The sequence below is a fragment of the Nonomuraea sp. NPDC001636 genome, assembly GCF_040298265.1.
Classification (GTDB): Bacteria; Actinomycetota; Actinomycetes; order Streptosporangiales; family Streptosporangiaceae; genus Nonomuraea.
The window spans coordinates 100543-117296 of sequence record NZ_JBEOZT010000019.1 but is presented as its reverse complement, the minus strand read 5'-3'; the positions used below and the strand labels follow the sequence as shown (position 1 = coordinate 117296).

Below are 16754 nucleotides of genomic sequence, written 5' to 3'. Positions count from 1 at the left end.
TCTTGATCGCAGAGGGCGCGATCGGTGCGCCCCCTGAGAAACCGGGAGTTCGTCATGGTCAAGACCGCCCGTCGTTACGCGAAGTACGCCGTCAGCACCCTGTCCAGCGCCATCTTCGGGCTGCAGGTCTGACGAACAGCGAGTGATCCCCCGGGAGCCCGCTCCCGGGGGGACACCACGACGGGAGGAAAGCGGCGTGTTCGGCACCGCGGTACGCCAGCTCGGCTACGCCTGGTCGATGATGTCGGGGCGCAGGTTCCGACTGCGGGACGTCTACACGCTGGTCGACGACATGCGCGAGACGCTGGAGACGTTCGGCTCGCCCGGCGAGGGCGCCGACGACCTGATCGCGGGCAACGACCCAGAGCTCCAGGAGGACCTCACCCGGCGGCGGCTGCGGCGCACGGTGGCCCACGCGGCGGCGGAGAGCCCGTACTACCGGCGGTGGTTCGCGGAGCACGGCGTGGACCCGGCCTCGATCACCCCGCAGACCCTGTCCTCGATCGCCCCCACCTCCAAGGCCGACCTGCGCGGCAGGCCTGCGGCGTTCGTCTCCGACCGGGCCAAGCCCTCCGTGCTCGCGCACACGACGGGCACGACGGGCACGCCCACGCTCGTGTGGTTCTCCGCCTACGAGATCGAGCTGCTGTCGTGCCTGTCGGCGCTCTCGCTCATGATGTCGGGGAACGTGCGCACGGACGACGTGTGGGCCAACGCGAGCAGTTCGCGGTCCGTCGCCCAGATCCTCACCGAACGGGCCGTCACCCGTACCGGGGCCGTGTTCGCCCACCTGGGCACCATCGACCCGGCCGCCACGCTCGACCGGCTGGCCACTCCGCTGCACGTTCCGGGCAAGCGCCCGCAGATGTCTCACCTCAACGTGCCGGCCTCCCACCTCGCGGCGCTCGTGCAGGAGGCCGAGCGGGGCGGCTGGCGGGCCGCCGACTTCGGGCTGACCACCATCTGGTCCGGCGGCGAGGTCCTCACCGACGCGCTGCGCGAGCGGGCGGAGCACGCCTTCGGGGCCGAGGTCCGCGACGGGTACGGCATGACCGAGATCGCCCCGGTGTCCGGCCGCGTCTGCCCCGACGGTCATCTGCACCTGTCCGCCGACCAGGGCCTGGTCGAGATACTCGACCCCGAGACCCTGGCCCCGGCCGCTCCCGGCGAGGTCGGCACGATCGTCGTGACGCCGTACTCCACGTTTCGCGACACCACGCTCCTGCTCCGGTATGTCACCGGCGACCTCGTCCAGGTTCTGGCCGAGCCCCCGACGTGCGCCCTCGCCGCCCTGCCCGCCACCTCGCGGGTGCTCGGCCGCAGGTCGCCCGGCGGGCTGACCACGCGTGACGTGCTGGACCTGCTGCAGGCTGAGCACGCGCTGCCGCTGCCCACCCGGTACGCCCTGGAGGGCGCCATCCTGTACGTCGTCGCGGGCAAGGCCGAGCAGGGCCTGCTCGGCCGGCTGGAGGAGCGCGCCCACGGGCTGCCCCTGACCGGCATCGTCCTGGTCGAGACCGCCGAGGACCTGCCCACGCCCTGCCGGCTGCGCACGGATCTGCTGGAGATCAGCTTCGAGCGAGGACTGTGATGACCCCGTACGTGATCGCCCTGTACGCCCTCGTCGCCGCGGCCGTCGCGCTCACCGCCGCGTACCTGCGCCGTTACGTCATGCCCAGACCGCCGGTCGGCCGGATGGTGGGCGCGGACATCGCGGTCATGGTGGTGACGCTGGTCGTGATGCCGTTCGCGTACCTGCACCTGCCCACGGGCGTCGTCGCGTCGATCTTCGGGCTCGTGGTCCTGACGTTGGCCCAGCTCACCCTCGCCCCCGTGCTGGGCGGCCGGTGGGGCATGATCGCCGCCCTGCTCCTGTGCGTCGCCGACGTCACCGCCTTCGCGCTGGGCTGGCCGGCCGCGCTCCTGGTGATCAACGACGCCCTGTTGATCCTGCTCGTCGTCGGCGTGGTGAACATGTGGGTGCAGGCGGCGATCACGCCCGCGCAGGTGGCCGCCCTGGCCGCCGCCCTCACCCTGTACGACACGCTGGCCACCGGGCTGACGTCGCTCACCGCCGACTTCGTCCAGCGGATGCAGGGGCTGCCGTTCGCGCCCGTGCTGGCCTCCTCCTACGGCGACGATCCCGCCCTCATCGGGCTCGGCGACTGCCTGATGTTGTCGATCTGGCCGGTGGTGGCGCTGCGGGCGTACGGGAAGGCGGCCGCGTGGTGGGCCGCCGGTCTGGAGGCCGTCCTGCTGGCTCTGTCCATCGCCTTCGTCCTGTCCCATGGCCGGCTGCTGCCGCTGCTGACCGTGCTCGGGCCGCTGATCGTCGTGCAGTGGCTGTACTGGCGGCGGTGGCAGGCCCGCCGGACGCCCGCCCCGGCCCGGCCCGAGGTGAACCGGGCGCTGGAGGTGAACCGGGCGCTGGAGGTGGCCGACGCGCCCGCCGGGATGTGGGCCGCCCTGTCGCCCGAGGGCGTGCCGGTCGCCGAGGGCGCCACACCGGGGCTGGCGCGCAAGGCGGCCAGGCTGGCGGGAACGCGGGACGTGCCGGTCGTGTGGCGGCTCGGCGAATAGCCGTCGGTCAGGGCGCCAGGAACGCGGCCACCTCCCGTCCCTCCGCCGCGTCGCCGAACAGGGTGAGGGAGCCGCGCCACGCCGCCGCCGCCTCCTCGTGCCGCCCCAGCTGGGCGTAGGCCCGGCCCAGCTCCCGGAGAACGCGGGCTCGCCACACCGGAGGCCCGTCGCCGCCGAGCCGTTCCAGCGCCGCCCGCAGGTCCGCCACCGCCCGGCGGGGCTCGCCCTGGCGCAGGTGCACGACGCCGAGCGTGTGCCCGGCCAGCGCCTCGCCCAGGGTGTCGCCGCTTTCGACGAACAGCCGCAGGCTCGCCGCCAGTGTCTCGGCCGCCTCGTCGAAGCGGCCCAGCGCACCCAGTGCCTCGCCCAGCCGCCGCAGCGCCTTGCTCGTCTCGGCGCGATCGCCGAGCGCCCGCGCCGCCAGCAGGCCCTCCCGGTAGCGGACGACGGCCTCCGCCGTCTCGCCCCGGTGGTAGAGGGCGGTGCCGAGGCCGCGCAGCAGGTTGCCGCGGATGGCGTAGTCGTCCTGGTCGGTCACCTCCAGCCGCGCTCTGGCGATCTCCACGGCCCGCCCGTGCTCCCCGCGTTCGACGTGGATCCAGACGGGCCAGGTCCACGCGTACGCCAGCCCGGCGGCGTCGCCGTGCGCCGCCATCAGGTCGAGGCAGGCGTACGCGTCGGCCAGCGCCTCGTCCAAGTGGCCCATGCCGTGCCGCGCGGCGGCCCTGACGATCAGCGCGTACGCCGCTCCATGCCTGTCGCCGGCGCGGCCGAACTCCGCCAGAAGCGTGCCGCACATGCTCTCGGCCGACGGGAACCGGCCCCATTCGATCTCCACCGTGGCCAGCAGCAGCCGGGCCCGCAGCGCGGCGCGCCCATCGCCCAGCCCGATCACGATCCGCTGGACCCGCTCGGCGTCGGCCAGGAACCGATCCATGATCAAATAGCTGGTGAGGTGGTGCCCCAGCTCGGCCGCCACGTCGTTCAGGCCCAGCTCGGCGGCGGTGCTGAGGGCGAGCATCAGCGTACGCCGCTCGGCCGCCAGCCACATCTCGCTCACCCGTACGTCGGGCGCCGGTCCCTCCTCCGGCTCGCGCTCGTACGGCGGGGCCAGCAGGATCGGCAGGCGGCGCGTGGCGGCCCGGGTACGCCGCAGGCATTCCAGCACGTGCCCGGTGAGCGCCGCACGCCGCCCCTCGGGGCTCTCCTCCGCCTGCGCCCGTTCCCGGGCGTACACCCGCAGCAGGTCGTGCAGCCGGTAGCGGGGCTGTCCGGCCCCGTCCACCTCGGTCGAGGTGAGCATGCCCCGCGCGACCAGCGTCTCCAGCGCCGCATCGGCCTCCAGCGCGAGCTCGTCCGCGTCCGCCTCCGGCGCGGCCGTCCCCAGCTTGTCCGCATCGGCGTCCGAGCCGGGCGGTCCGGCGGGCGCCGCGTGCGTTTCCGTGGCGGGTCCTCTGAGGAGGGCCGCGACCGACCACTCCGCCACGCTGTCCAGCCCGGCCAGGCCCAGCAGCCGGAACGCGCGCCTGGCCGGGTCCGGCAGCGCCGCGTAGCTCGGCTCGAACGTCGCGCGCACGTCCAGCCCGCCGACGACCAGCTCGTCCAGGCCCCGTCCGGCCAGCCGGGTGGCGAACTCGCTGACCGGCCAGACCGGCCGGGTGGCCAGGCGGGCTCCCGCGACTCGGATGGCCAGCGGCAACCGGCCGCAGGAACGCAGGATCTGCTCGGCCGCGCCGGGCGCCGAACCGATGCGGTCCGGGCCCGCCACGCGTTCCAGCAGGAGCCTGGCGTCCTTCTCGTCGGGGAGATCGAGCGTGAGCCGTACGGCGCCTTCCAGGGCGGGCAGCGGGGAGCGGGAGGTCACCAGGACGGCGCCGCGCGCGGTGCCCGGCAGCAGGTGGCGGAGCTGCTCCTCCTCGACGGCGTCGTCCAGCACGAGGAGCACCGCCCGGTCGGCCAGCCGCTGACGCAGCAGTCCCGCGCGTTCCTCCACCGGGACGGGGATGAGCGCGCCGTCGAGGCCGAGCGAGCGCAGCAGCACGTCCAGCAGCTCGCCGGCCTCGCGGGGGCCGCGTGCGTCCCGTCCGAGCCGGACGAAGAGCTGCCCGTCGGGATAGTCGGCGCGCAACAGGTGCGCCAGTCGTACGGCGAGCGTGGTCTTCCCCACGCCGGGCAGACCGGACACGACCACGATGGGCGGACCGAGCCGATCCGCGCCCGCCCGCAGCAGCTCCAGCAGCTCGGCGATCTCTCCCGCACGCCCGACGAAGTCCGCGGTATCGCCGGGTAACTGGCACAGCCCCCGGAACGCCATCGGCCGCGCGCCCGCTTCGACGTCCGCTTCGAGGTCCGCTTCGACGTCCGCGGCAGGCGGCATGCGGTGCCGGTCGGCGTCCGCGGCAGGCGGCGGCGCATGACGACCGGACTCTGCGGCCGGTGGCGGGTGATGATCGGTCTCGCCGGGGAGCAGCGGCGAACGGCGATCGGCGTCGCCGGAGAGCAGCGCGGCGTGCAGGCGGCGCAGCTCCGGGCCCGGCTCGATGCCCAGCTCGGCCACCAGCAGCTCACGCGCCTCGCGGAAGGCGTCGAGGTCCTCGTCCCGCCGCCCGCTGCGGTGCAGGGCGACCACGAGCTGCTCGCGCAACCGCTCACGCAGCGGGTGGGCGGCGACGAGGGTGCGCAGTTCGGCGGCCAGGCCGTCGTGGCCGAGCGCGAGCCGTACGTCGATCCACTCCGATCTGGCCACCGCCAGCTGCTCCTCCAGCTCGGTGATCCGCGGCGCCACGGCCCCGCTGAGCGGTACGTCCTCGGCCGGGGTTCCGCGCCACAACGCGACCGCGGCCGCGTACTCCCGCTCGGCCGCCACCAGGTCGCCGTTCGCCCGTTCCCGGCGCGCCCGGCGTACGCCCTCCTCGAACACCAGCAGGTCCAGACGCTCCGGCGGGACCTCGCAGGCGTACCCCGACCCCTCGGTCCCCAGCCACAGGCCGCTGCCCTCCAGGGAGCGGCGGAGCTGATGGACGTAGGTCTGGACGTTGGACAGTGCCGAGCGGGGCGGGTCGTCCCAGAGGAAGCCGATCAGGCGTTCGGTGGAGACGGTCGCGTTCGGGTGGAGCAGCAGGACCGCGATCACGGCCCGTTGCTTGCGGCTGAGACGGATCCGGCCGCCGGGACCATTGAGGCGAATGGTGCCCAGGATCGCGAAGTCCACCGGTCCTCCCTCGTGCGTAATCGGATGATCAGCTTTCCGGAAGGCAGTACACCTCTGGTGACGCCCATTTGACAAACGCGGCAAACCGCGGCCCGCGGGGCCGGTATCGCGGCGCACACAGCGCCAGAACCGGTCGGCGCGTCCTTCTTCTTGCGTGTGCCCGAGGGATCGTCTACCTTAATTCCCACTAAACCAGTCGCTTATTGTGGAATAGAGGCAGAGACGGTGATCCGTGGGGTCGGGCTGCGGGTGGCGGGGGTGGTCCTGCTGGCCGCGATCTGGTGGGCGGTGGCGGCCTCCCACCTGTGGCCCGAGGTGTTCGTCCCCAGCCCGGGGTCGGTGTGGGAGCAGTTCTTCCTGACCTCCTCCGTGCACGACGGCCAACGCGGTTACGGCGGCTACCTGCTGTCGGAGCACCTGCTGGCCAGCCTGCGCCGCATCCTGCTCGGCAGCCTGTACGGCATCGCGGGCGGCATCGCGCTCGGCCTGGTCGTCGGCCTGGTCCCCACCGTGCGCGCCCTGCTCAACCCGCTGATCACGTTCGTCCGCACGTTGCCGCCGCTGGCCTACTTCAGCCTGCTGATCATCTGGCTGGGCATCGACGAGCCGCCCAAGGTCTCGTTGTTGTTCGTGGCCGCGCTGCCGCCCGTCGCCGTGGCCACCGCCGACGCGGTACGCGGGGTGCACGAGGACTACCTGTACGCGGCCAGGTCGCTGGGGGCCGGGCGGTGGCAGCTTCCGTACCGGATCGTGCTCCCCTCGGCGCTGCCCGAGGTGATCACCGGCGTCCGGGTCGCGGTCGGGGTGGCCTACACCACGGTCGTGGCCGCCGAGACCGTCAACGGCGTGCCGGGCATCGGCGGGATGATCCGCGACGCCCAGCGCTACAACCAGACCGACGTCGTCGTGCTCGGGCTGCTCGTCATCGGCGCGTCCGGCCTGCTCATCGACACCCTCCTGCAATTCACCGAGCGCCTGCTCGTGCCCTGGCGCGGCAAGGCCTGACCCCCTGCGAAGGCATCAGCCATGAAACATCGCCTCATCCCCGCGCTGGCGCTCGCACTGTGCCTGGCGGCCTGCTCCACCGGCACCGGAGCCGCCACCGGCGCCGCCACCGGCGCCGCCGCCGACGGCAGCCCCAAGGAACTGCGGATCGGCTACCAGCTCATCCCGAACGGCGACCTCATCGTCAAGGACCAGCGCTGGCTGGAGAACGCGCTGCCGAACACGAAGATCAGCTGGATCAAGTTCGACTCGGGCGGCGACGTGAACACCGCGATGGTCGCGGGCAGCATCGACATCGGCCTGGCCGGCAGCAGCCCGGTCACCCGCGGCCTGTCCGCGCCGCTGAACATCCCGTACCAGGTGCCGTGGATCTTCGACGTCATCGGCGAGAACGAGGCGCTCGTGGCCCGTCAGGCGGGCTCGGTGGCCGAGCTGAAGGGCCGGAAGATCGCGACGCCGTTCTCCTCGACCTCGCACTACAGCCTGCTGGCCGCGCTCCAGGAGGCCGGGCTGAGCGAGTCCGACGTCACCGTCGTCGACCTGGAGCCGCCCGACATCCAGGCCGCCTGGACGCGCGGCGACATCGACGCCGCCTACGTCTGGACGCCCGTGCTCGGCGAGCTGCGCAAGAGCGGCAAGGTGCTGGTCACCAGCAAGGAGCTGGCCGCCAAGGGCAAGCTGACGGCCGACCTCGCCGTCGTCCGCACCCAGTTCGCCGCCTCCTACCCCCAGGCGCTGCGCACCTGGCTCACGCAGCAGGACCGGGCGGTCAAGCTCGTACGCGCCGACAAGCGGGCCGCGGCGGCGGCCGTCGGACGCCAGCTCAACCTGAGCCCCGACGAGGCCGCCGGGCAGATCGACGAACTGATCCTGCTGGACGCCAAGGAGCAGGCCGGCCCCACCTACCTGGGCACCCCGGACAAGCCGGGCGCGCTGGCCGAGAACCTGCGCAGCGCCGCCGAATTCCTCAAGGCCCAGAACAAGCTGCCCGAGGTGCCCGCCCTGGAGGTCTTCCAGAAGGGCCTGGACACCAAGGACCTGCGCGATGCCTTCACCGGCTGACACGCTCACCGCGGCGGCGGTGCGGCTGGAGGGCGTCTCGCTCACCTACCGGCCGCGCTCCCGCTGGTCGAAGGCGGAGCCCGTGGAGGCGCTGCGCGGGATCGGGGCCGACGTCGGCGCGGGCGAGTTCGTGACGATCGTCGGGCCCTCGGGCTGCGGGAAGAGCACGCTGCTCAGGCTCGTCGCCGGGTTCGCCGCGCCCACCTCCGGGACGGTCACGGTGGGCGGCGAGCCCGTGGCGGGGCCGGGTCCCGACCGGGGCGTGGTGTTCCAGCAGCCGCGGCTGTTCCCCTGGCTGAACGTACGGCGCAACGTCGAGTTCGGGCTGCGCATGACAGGGGTGCCGAAGCGGGCCCGGACGGCCAGGGCCGACGAGCTGCTCACGCTCGTGGGGCTGGCCGAGGTGGCGGGGCGGCGTCCGTACGAGTTGTCCGGCGGCATGCAGCAGCGCGCCGCCATCGCCCGTGCGCTCGCGCCCGACCCCGCGATCCTGCTGATGGACGAGCCGTTCGCCGCGCTCGACGCGCTCACCAGGGAGCGGCTCCAGGAGGAGCTGCGACGGCTGTGGCAGGCCACGGGCAAGACCGTGCTGTTCGTCACGCACAGCGTCGACGAGGCCGTCTACCTGGGCACCCGCCTGCTGGTGATGAGCCGCGGGCCGGGCACGATCGTGCTCGACCAGCCCTCGGAGCTGCCGCGCGCGGATGATCCGCGCCCCCATCCCGACTTCCCGTCCGTACGCGAGACCGTGGCCGCAGCCGTCCGGCGGGCCGCCTCCTCCGACCCCGAGGTTTCCTGATGCGTTTCCACTGGTTCCTGCCCACGACCGGTGACGGTCACGACGTACGCTCGGCCATCACCACCACCGACGCCTACCGCCCCTCCGCCCGCCCGGCCACCGTCGCGTACCTGACGCAGGTGGCCAGGGCGGCCGAGCAGGCGGGGTTCGAGGCCGCGCTCACCCCCGTCGGCGCGGGCTGCCCCGACCCGTGGATCGTGTGCGCGGCCCTGGCCCAGCACACCGAACGGCTGCGGCTGCTGGTCGCCTTCCGCACCGGGTACGCGCTGCCCACCCTGCTCGCCCAGCAGGCCCAGTCCTTCCAGGAGATCTCCGGCGGCCGGCTGCTGCTGAACGTCGTGACCGGGGGCGACCCCGTCGAGCAGCGCGCGTACGGAGACTTCCTCGACCACGACGCCCGCTACGCCAGGACCGGCGAGTTCCTGCACCTGCTCCGCCGTGCCTGGGACGGCGCGCCGTTCGACCACCACGGCGAGCACTACCGGGTCGAGGGCGGCGGCCTGCCCGCGCCGCTCGACCCGAGGCCGCCGCTCTACTTCGGCGGCGCGTCACCGGCCGCCGAGCAGGTCGCCGCCCGCCACGCCGACGTCGTGCTCATGTGGGGCGAGCCGCCGCAGGCGGTCGCCGAGCGGGTGGGCAGGTTGCGCACGCTCAGCGCCGCGCACGGCCGCACCCTCGGGTACGGCCTGCGCGTGCACGTCATCGCCCGCGACACGAACGAGGCCGCCTGGGCCGAGGCCGACCGGCTGCTCGCGGGCATGGACCCGGCCCGCGTCGCCGAGGCCCAGCGCCGCTTCGCCCGCTACGACTCCGTCGGCCAGCGCCGCATGGTGGACCTGCACGCCGGCGGCACCCGTGAGCTGGAGATCCACCCGGGGCTGTGGGCCGGGGTCGGGCTGGTGCGCGAGGGCGCCGGCACCGCCCTGGTCGGCTCGTACGACGAGGTCGCGGCGCTGTTCCAGGAGTACGCGGCGGCAGGGGTGGAGGAGTTCGTGCTGTCCGGGTGGCCGCATCTGGAGGAGGCGTACCGGGTCGGCGAGCACGTCCTGCCGCGCGTGAGGTGCGACGTCAGCCGAACTGCCACCAGTTCAGGTTGAACAGGTAGCCGCTTCCGCCGGTGAACTTCAGGTACAGGTCGCGGGTGCCGGTCGCGCCGCTGACCGGACAGGACACGGTGGTCCAGGTCTGCCAGCCGCCCGTGCCCGGCACGGTGCACGTCCCGGCCGACGGGCCGTTGACGCCGTCCAGGCGGAGTTCGAGCCTGCCGCCGGCGGCCGCCGAGGCGACCCGCGCGGTGAAGGTCCTGGCGCCGGCGCCGAACGCGACGCCCTTGACCTTGATGTAGTCGCCGTTCTCGATCCAGCCGACGTTCATCCCGCCTTCGCTGGAGGGCTCGGTCTCGACCCCCGACTCCCAGGCGATCGTCTCGGCCTCCTGGCGGACGTACGGGTTGAGGGTGCCCACCTGGGGCGGCCCGGACGCGGTCATGTTGATCGTCGGGATCGTGCCGCCGGAGCCGTAGGCGAACTTCTCCACGGCCACCGAACGGGTGAAGCCGCCGCCGCCCGGCAGTGCGCCGTTGTGGTAGAAGAAGTACGAGCCGCCCTGGTAGTCGACGATGCCCGCGTGGTTGGTGAAGCTGCCGCCCTGCGTGGGCATGATCGTCCCTCGGTAGGTCCAGGGCCCGGTGGGGCCGGGGGCCGTGGAGTAGGCGATGAACTCCGAGCAGCACTTGGCCGCGAACACGAGGTAGTACAGGCCGTTCCGCTTGTAGACCCAGGGCCCCTCCTCGAACAGCGTCGGGCGGTTGGCGTCACCCGTCCTGGTGCCGAATCCCGCCGTGGTGAGCGGGATCTGCGTCGCGCTTCCCGAGTACGAGGTCATGTCGGCGTTCAGCTTCACGTACCAGAGATGCGGATTGCCCCAGTAGAGGTAGGCCTGCCCGTCGTCGTCGATGAAGACCGTCGGGTCGATCTCGCCGTTCTCGATCAGCGGCCGGCCGAGCGCGTCCCTGAACGGCCCGGTCGGACTGTCGGAGACGGCCACCCCGATGGCCATCCGGCCGGTCGCCCGGTTGGTGGTGGGCACGTACCAGTAGAACAGGCCGTTCCGGTAGATGGTCTGTCCCGCCCAGGCGTCGGACTTCGCCCAGCTGAACGTGGTCAGGCTCAGCGGGGATCCGTGGTCGGTCCAGTTCACCATGTCGGCGGAGGACCAGACCCGCCAGTCCTTCATGGTGAACCAGGTCGAGCCGTCCTCGTCATGGCCGGTGTAGAGGTACACCCGTCCGTTGTGCACCAGCGGCGCCGGGTCGGCGGTGTAGACGGTCTGGATGATCGGATTGTCCGCCCTGGCCGGGTGGGCGGGCAGGAGCGCCACAAGCCCGAGCAGGACCAGCAGCCCTACGATTCCGCGTCCGGCTCTTGTGGTGGCCGGCAACCGTAATGCCATTCTCACGATCGCTCCCGGATGACGGATCAGCTACGGGTCCAGCGCTGGTTGGCGCCGCCGTTGCACGACCAGATGGTCAGCTTGGTGCCGTTGGCGGTGGCGTTGTTCGGCACGTCCAGGCACTTGTTCGCACCGACGGCGGTGAGGGTGCCGTCGGCGTTGAAGCGCCACTGCTGATTGCTCTGGCCGTTGCAGTCCCAGATGATGACGTTGGTGCCGTCGGCGGTTCCGCCGTCGTACACGTCCAGGCACTTGCCGCCGTAGACGCGCAGTTCGCCGCTCGCGGTGGGCGTCCACTGCTGGTTGGCCTGGCCGTGGCAGTCCCAGATCTGCGCCTGTGAGCCGTTGGCCTGCGAGGCGCCGGCGACGTCGAGGCACCTTCCCGAGCCCACTCCCTTGATCGCGACCGTGGCGGGCGGGACGATGCCGCCTCCCGTCACGACGTACATGGCCGCCCCGTGCCCGGGGACCGGCGCGCTGATCGTCCCCGTCGAGGAGGACGTCGCGTGCGCCCACAGGTCACGCACGGAGTAGGAGGACGCCGAGCCCAGCCCCAGAGCCGCGGCGGTGGTGGAGACGGTCGCGGTCGAGGTGCCTCGGTTGAGCAGGACGACCGCGACCGAGCCGTTCTTCATCGGCTTGCGCCAGACCTCCAGGTCGCCGTTGTCGCTGATCTTGTGGCCCTGCCGGCCGCCCCAGTCCTGGTTGACCGCGATGACCTCGGTGTTGGTGAGGATGGTGCGCGTGTCGGCGCTCATCGTCCGGAGGTCGTTGCCGGCGATGAGGGGCGCGTTCAGCAGCGACCACAGGCTGAAGTGCGCGCGCCCCTCGGTGCCCGTCACCGAACCGACGCCGACCTCCAGCATGTCCGGGTCGTTCCAGCCCCCCGGGCCCGAGTACGACTCCAGCCCGACCTGCTGGTCCAGGATGCCCATGATAGAGCTCCAGTTGGCCGCGATGTCGCCGGTGTCCCGCCAGGAGTTGCCCACCGGCGCCCCCCAGGTCCACACGTTCTCCTGACCCCAGTTGCACAGGCTGTACACGATCGGGCGGCCGGTGGCGGCCAGCGCGTCCCGCATGGCCGTGTACCGCTGCTGCCCGTTCATGCCGCGGTGGTCGCCGCAGTTGTCGTATTTCAGATAGTCGATCCCCCACGACGCCCACAGCGCCGCGTCCCGCCGCTCGTAGCCCAGGCTGGCCGGGTAGCCCGCGCACGTCGTGGTGCCCGCCGAGGAGTAGATGCCGAGCTTGAGCCCTTTGGAGTGCACGTAGTCGGCCAGGGCCTTGATGCCGTTGGGGAACTTCTGCGGATCCGGCACCAGGTCGCCGCTCGCGTTCCGGCTCTTGGTGGACCAGCAGTCGTCGATGTTGACGTAGGTGTAGCCCGCCGCCGCCATGCCGCTGGAGACCATGGCGTCGGCCGTCTGACGGATGAGTCCGTCGTTGACGTTGCAGCCGAAGCTGTTCCAGTCGTTCCAGCCCATCTGCGGGGTACGGGCGAGGCCGTTGTCCAGCGCGACGGCCGGGGACGTGGCACCGCCGACCGCGACGAGGGAGCCGGCCGCCAGTAACGCGGCCGTCGTCAGGCCGAGAATTCTGCGCATTCGCTTCTCCACCTCCTGGGTGTCGTCATGAGCCGGCGCGGGTCCAGCGCTGGTTGGCGGCGCCGCTGCAGGACCAGATCTGGAGCTTGACGCCGTTGGCGGTGCTGTTGCTCGGCACGTCCAGGCACTTGTTCGCCCCGACGGCGGTGATGGAGCCGTCGGCGTTGAAGCGCCACTGCTGGTTGCTCTGGCCGCTGCAGTCCCAGATGATCACGCCGGCGCCGTCGGCGGTGCTGCGGTTGGCCACGTCCAGGCACTTGCCGCCGTACACGCGCAGCTCACCGGCGCCGGTCGGCGTCCAGCGCTGGTTGCTCTGGCCGTTGCAGTCCCAGATCTGCGCCTGCGCGCCGTTCGCCTGGGACGCGCCGGTGACGTCCAGGCACCGGCCCGAGCCCACGCCCTTGATCTCCGTCCCGCCGGAGGGTTCGCCCTGCGGCTGGCCGATGCTGCCGGGGACCGATTGCAGCGCCGCGTACCAGGCGGCGGCCATCTTGTCGTAGCCGCCGGCGGTCGGGTGGACGCCGTCGATCAGGTCCGAGGTGGTCAACCTGCTGTGCATGTCGACCAGGTGGACGTGCTTGCCGCTGTTCACCTTGCTCTGGACGATGCCGGGGATCGCCGCGTTGAAGGTGCGGGCGGCCGACTCCTGTCCGGCGTTGGACAGCGGGATGACGGTCGCGACGAAGACGTCCGCGTCCGGCACGGCCGCGGTGATGTGGTCGATCAGCGTGGACAGCCGTTGCGGCGCGCCGGCCACGTTGTAGTTCTGCAGGATGTCGTTGGTGCCCAGGTGCAGCAGCAGCGTGCGCGGCGTGTACGTACGCAGCCAGCCGGTGAGGTTCGCGTCGATCTGGTCGATCCGCCAGCCTGGGTGGCCCTCGTGATCATGATCGCCCAGGCTGCCGGGCCCGTTGAACTGTGAACCGACGAAATCGACCGTGTAGCGGCCCACGGCCAGGCGCTGCCACAGGCCGATCCGGTAACCGCCCGGCACCTGCGTGCCCTCGGTGATCGAGTCGCCGAGGGGCATGACCCGTACCCCGCCGTTGGACTCGGCTCCGGCGACCCCCGTCCCCATCGCCGTCCCGGCCGCCAGCAACGCCGCCACCGTCAGCACGGCGGCCCGCCATCGTCTCCAGGTACGCATGCTCACCCCTTCACGACCGGCCGCGAGCCGGGCGAGCCGGCCGACGACGCCCGCGCTGACACGTCGCGCGCCCTTGAGGCATGCGCATCGACCCCGCTGTTGGTTGGGACATCAGGACCTCCTGTGATCACGTTCGCTGTCGCTGACCTCGCACCGGCCTCAGGTGCGGGTCCAGCGTTGGTTGGAGCCGCCGTTGCAGCTCCAGATCTGGAGCCTGGTGCCGTTGGCGGTGCTGTTGCTCGGCACGTCCAGGCACTTGTTCGCCCCGACGGCGGTGACGGAGCCGTCGGCGTTGAAGCGCCACTGCTGGTTGCTCTGGCCGCTGCAGTCCCAGATGATCACGCCGCTGCCGTCGGCGGTGGCGCGGTTGGCCACGTCCAGGCACTTGCCGCCGTACACGCGCAGCTCACCGGAGGCGGTGGACGTCCACTGCTGGTTGGGCTGCCCGTGGCAGTCCCAGATCTGCGCCTGGGCGCCGTTGGCCTGGGAGGCGCCCGCGACGTCGAGACACCTGCCCGACCCCGCGTTCTTGACCTGGCCGCCGGGCCCCGGGCCGGGCGAGGTGCCGTCGAGCCCGAGGAAGGAGAGGGCGTGGGGGAACATGCCCGTCAACGGCAGGGAGTGGCCCTGCCCCGCGAAGCTGAGCCCCTCGACCCGCGGTTGGGCTCCGGTGCCGCCGTACCGGGTGCGGGTGACGCCCGAACGCGGGCTGTCGGTGTACGCAGGGGTCTGGCTCACCCCGTTCAGGCCGGACCACTGCTTGATTTCTTCGCCGAAGTTGGCGTAGGCCAGTGTGGTGTCGGCGGTGCCGTGCCAGAGCTGCATGCGCGGGTAGGCGCCGGTGTAGCCGGGGAACATGGCGCGGGCCTGGTCGCCCCACTGCTGGGCGGTCTTGACGATCCGGCCGCCGGAGCACTCGCTGTTCCACAAGGACCCGTCGGCGGTGGCGAAGCAGCCGGCCGGGACGCCCGAGAACGCCGCGGCGGCCGAGAACACGTCGGGGTACTGCGCGGCGAGTACGTTGGTCATCATCGCGCCCGAGGAGAAGCCGCTGACCACGATCTTGGCGGGGTCCACGTCGTGGCGCTGCCGGGCATAGCTGACCATCGACATGATCCCGGTGGAGTCCCCGCCGCCGTCACGTCTCAGCGCGGCCGGAGTGGACACGTCGAAGCACTGGCCGCTGCGGGTGGCCTCCGGGACCACGATGATGTACCCGTACTGGTCGGCGGCGGTGACGTAGTCGTGCCCGACGCCGTTGAACACCCCGGCGGCCGAGCCCGTGCAGTAGTGCACCATGACGAGCAGCGCCGGCCGGGGCGCCACCCGGTCCGGGACATAGATGTACATGTTCAAGTTCGTCGGGTTGTTGCCGAAGCCGGTCACCCGGGTCAGCGACGCAGCGGCGGCGGGCCTGACGCCCAGCAGCACCGCGGCGGCCATCAGGAGGACGGCGGCCGCCGCGAGTGCGGCACGCGATGCCCGGGTCGTCGCGGGGCCGCGGTCGACGCGGCGGGCCGGGGGCATCACGTCAGAGTCCACTTCTGGTTGGCGCCGCCGTGACAGGTGTAGAGCTGGAGCCCGGTGCCGTTGCCGGTGCCTGCGCCGACGGCGTCGAGGCACAGCCCGGACTGGACGCCGGCGATGGTGCCGTCGCCGTTGACGCGCCACTTCTGGTTGTCGCCGCCCCAGCAGGAGTAGATCTGGATCCTGGCGCCGTTTCCGGTGCCTCCGGCGTCCAGGCATTTGTTGCCGTAGACCCTGAGCTCTCCGGCCGAGGTCCGCGTCCACTGCTGGTTGGTGCGGCCGTTGCAGTCCCACAGCTGGACGGCGGTGCCGTCGGCGGTGCCGGCGTTGGGCACGTCCACGCAGCGGCCGGAGGCCACTCCCCTGATCTGCCCGGCGGCCGGCGGGGTCGGCGTCGTGGTGGACGAGCCGCCGTCCAGGCCGAAGAAGCGGATGGCGTACGCCGCCATCCCCGGGTGGGGCAGGTCATGTCCGGCGCCGGTGACGGTGTACGCCTCGACCTGCCCGGAACCGAACACCCGCCGCGTCCAGCCGGACTGCGGGCTGTCGGTGGAGGCGGGGGTCTGGCTCAGGCCGTGGACGTCGGTCCACTGGTCGACCTCCTCCTGCAACATCGTGTACGACAGCACGGAGTCGGCGGTGCCGTGCCAGGCCATCACGCGCGGCCGGGGCCCGGTGTAGCCGGGGTAGGCGTTCCTGACCAGGTCGCCCCACTGCCGCGGCGTCTTGTCCCCGCATCCGGCGGGCCCGAGGCAGCCGTAGGGGACGCCCGAGAACGGCGCTCCCGCCTTGAACACGTCGGGGTAGGTGGCGAGCAGGTTGTTGGTCTCCATCGCGCCGGAGGAGAAACCGGTCGCGAACACCCGGTCCGGGTCGCCGTTGTAGCGTTGCAGCACGTAGTTCGTCATGGAGACGATCGACACCGGGTCGCTGCCGCCGCCGTGCCGCAGGGCCTCGTTCGACCAGACGTCGAAGCAGTTCGACAGGCCGTTGGCGCTCTTGTTCGCCTGCGGGTAGATGACGATGAAGCCGTACCGGTCGGCCAGCGAGGCGAACTCGGTGCCCTGGTGGAAGCCGGGGGCCCAGCCGTTGCAGCCGTGCATCGCCACCAGGACGCCCGGCCTGGCCGCCACCCTGTCGGGGACGTAGAGGTACATCCGCAGCCCGCCGGGATTGGTGCCGAAGTTCGTCACCTCGGTCAGGGCCGCCGCCGACGCTCCCGGAGCAGCGGTGAGGAACATGGCCAAAGTGGTGGCCGCCGCCGTGATCACAGCCGCCAGCGCGGCTCCGATGCCCGCGCGTCTTCTCCTGCGCGATTCGCCTGGTTTCATGCATCCGCCTCTCGTATGTTAGCGCTAACAAAGCGCT

General features: G+C 72.1%; 12 protein-coding genes. 6 read left to right on the top strand and 6 right to left on the bottom strand.

Going from position 1 to position 16754, the window contains the following annotated elements; translation table 11 throughout:
- Window positions 1-196: 196 nt before the first annotated feature.
- Both ABT158_RS31150 and ABT158_RS31145 read left to right on the top strand, forming a co-directional pair.
- Window positions 197-1591 (top strand): phenylacetate--CoA ligase family protein, encoded by a 1395-nt coding sequence (locus ABT158_RS31150; RefSeq protein WP_352359449.1) that lies wholly within the window; start codon window positions 197-199, stop codon window positions 1589-1591.
- Window positions 1591-2580, top strand: coding sequence for a hypothetical protein (locus ABT158_RS31145; protein ID WP_352359447.1), 990 nt, complete (start codon window positions 1591-1593; stop codon window positions 2578-2580). Before ABT158_RS31150 ends, ABT158_RS31145 begins: the two co-directional genes overlap by 1 nt.
- 7 nt (window positions 2581-2587) lie before the next feature.
- On the opposite strand, the gene ABT158_RS31140 is transcribed toward ABT158_RS31145, so the two are convergent.
- A complete protein-coding gene (locus ABT158_RS31140; RefSeq protein WP_352359445.1) occupies window positions 2588-5791 on the bottom strand; it encodes an AfsR/SARP family transcriptional regulator in 3204 nt (1067 codons plus the stop codon).
- Between the two features lie 225 nt (window positions 5792-6016).
- Here ABT158_RS31140 and ABT158_RS31135 point away from each other — a divergent pair, with 225 nt between their 5' ends.
- Genes ABT158_RS31135 through ABT158_RS31120 form a run of 4 tightly spaced genes read left to right on the top strand, consistent with a single transcriptional unit; the run spans window position 6017 to window position 9754 of the window.
- A complete protein-coding gene (locus ABT158_RS31135; protein WP_352359443.1) occupies window positions 6017-6796 on the top strand; it encodes an ABC transporter permease in 780 nt (259 codons plus the stop codon).
- A 21-nt stretch (window positions 6797-6817) separates the two neighbouring features.
- Entirely contained in the window at window positions 6818-7858 is a 1041-nt protein-coding gene (locus ABT158_RS31130) for a taurine ABC transporter substrate-binding protein (protein ID WP_352359441.1), read from the top strand.
- On the top strand, window positions 7842-8657 hold the full coding sequence (locus tag ABT158_RS31125; protein ID WP_352359439.1) for an ABC transporter ATP-binding protein: 816 nt from the start codon (window positions 7842-7844) through the stop codon (window positions 8655-8657). Before ABT158_RS31130 ends, ABT158_RS31125 begins: the two co-directional genes overlap by 17 nt.
- Complete coding sequence (locus tag ABT158_RS31120) at window positions 8657-9754, top strand: LLM class flavin-dependent oxidoreductase (protein WP_352359437.1); 1098 nt, start codon at window positions 8657-8659, stop codon at window positions 9752-9754. Before ABT158_RS31125 ends, ABT158_RS31120 begins: the two co-directional genes overlap by 1 nt.
- Here the strand turns inward: ABT158_RS31120 and ABT158_RS31115 are convergent.
- From ABT158_RS31115 to ABT158_RS31095, 5 genes are all read right to left on the bottom strand, one after another.
- The gene (locus ABT158_RS31115; protein WP_352359634.1) at window positions 9726-11108 is read right to left on the bottom strand and encodes a glycoside hydrolase family 43 protein; all 1383 of its coding nucleotides are present in this window, start codon (window positions 11106-11108) and stop codon (window positions 9726-9728) included. The genes ABT158_RS31120 and ABT158_RS31115 overlap by 29 nt on opposite strands.
- A 26-nt stretch (window positions 11109-11134) precedes the next feature.
- Window positions 11135-12712, bottom strand: a complete 1578-nt coding sequence (locus ABT158_RS31110; RefSeq protein WP_352359435.1) for a lectin — start codon at window positions 12710-12712, stop codon at window positions 11135-11137.
- A gap of 25 nt (window positions 12713-12737) precedes the next feature.
- A complete protein-coding gene (locus tag ABT158_RS31105; protein ID WP_352359433.1) occupies window positions 12738-13859 on the bottom strand; it encodes a lectin in 1122 nt (373 codons plus the stop codon).
- A gap of 159 nt (window positions 13860-14018) precedes the next feature.
- On the bottom strand, window positions 14019-15386 hold the full coding sequence (locus tag ABT158_RS31100; RefSeq protein WP_352359431.1) for an extracellular catalytic domain type 1 short-chain-length polyhydroxyalkanoate depolymerase: 1368 nt from the start codon (window positions 15384-15386) through the stop codon (window positions 14019-14021).
- Window positions 15386-16717 (bottom strand): extracellular catalytic domain type 1 short-chain-length polyhydroxyalkanoate depolymerase, encoded by a 1332-nt coding sequence (locus ABT158_RS31095; protein ID WP_352359429.1) that lies wholly within the window; start codon window positions 16715-16717, stop codon window positions 15386-15388. The genes ABT158_RS31100 and ABT158_RS31095 overlap by 1 nt, the downstream gene beginning before the upstream one ends.
- Window positions 16718-16754 lie beyond the last annotated feature (37 nt).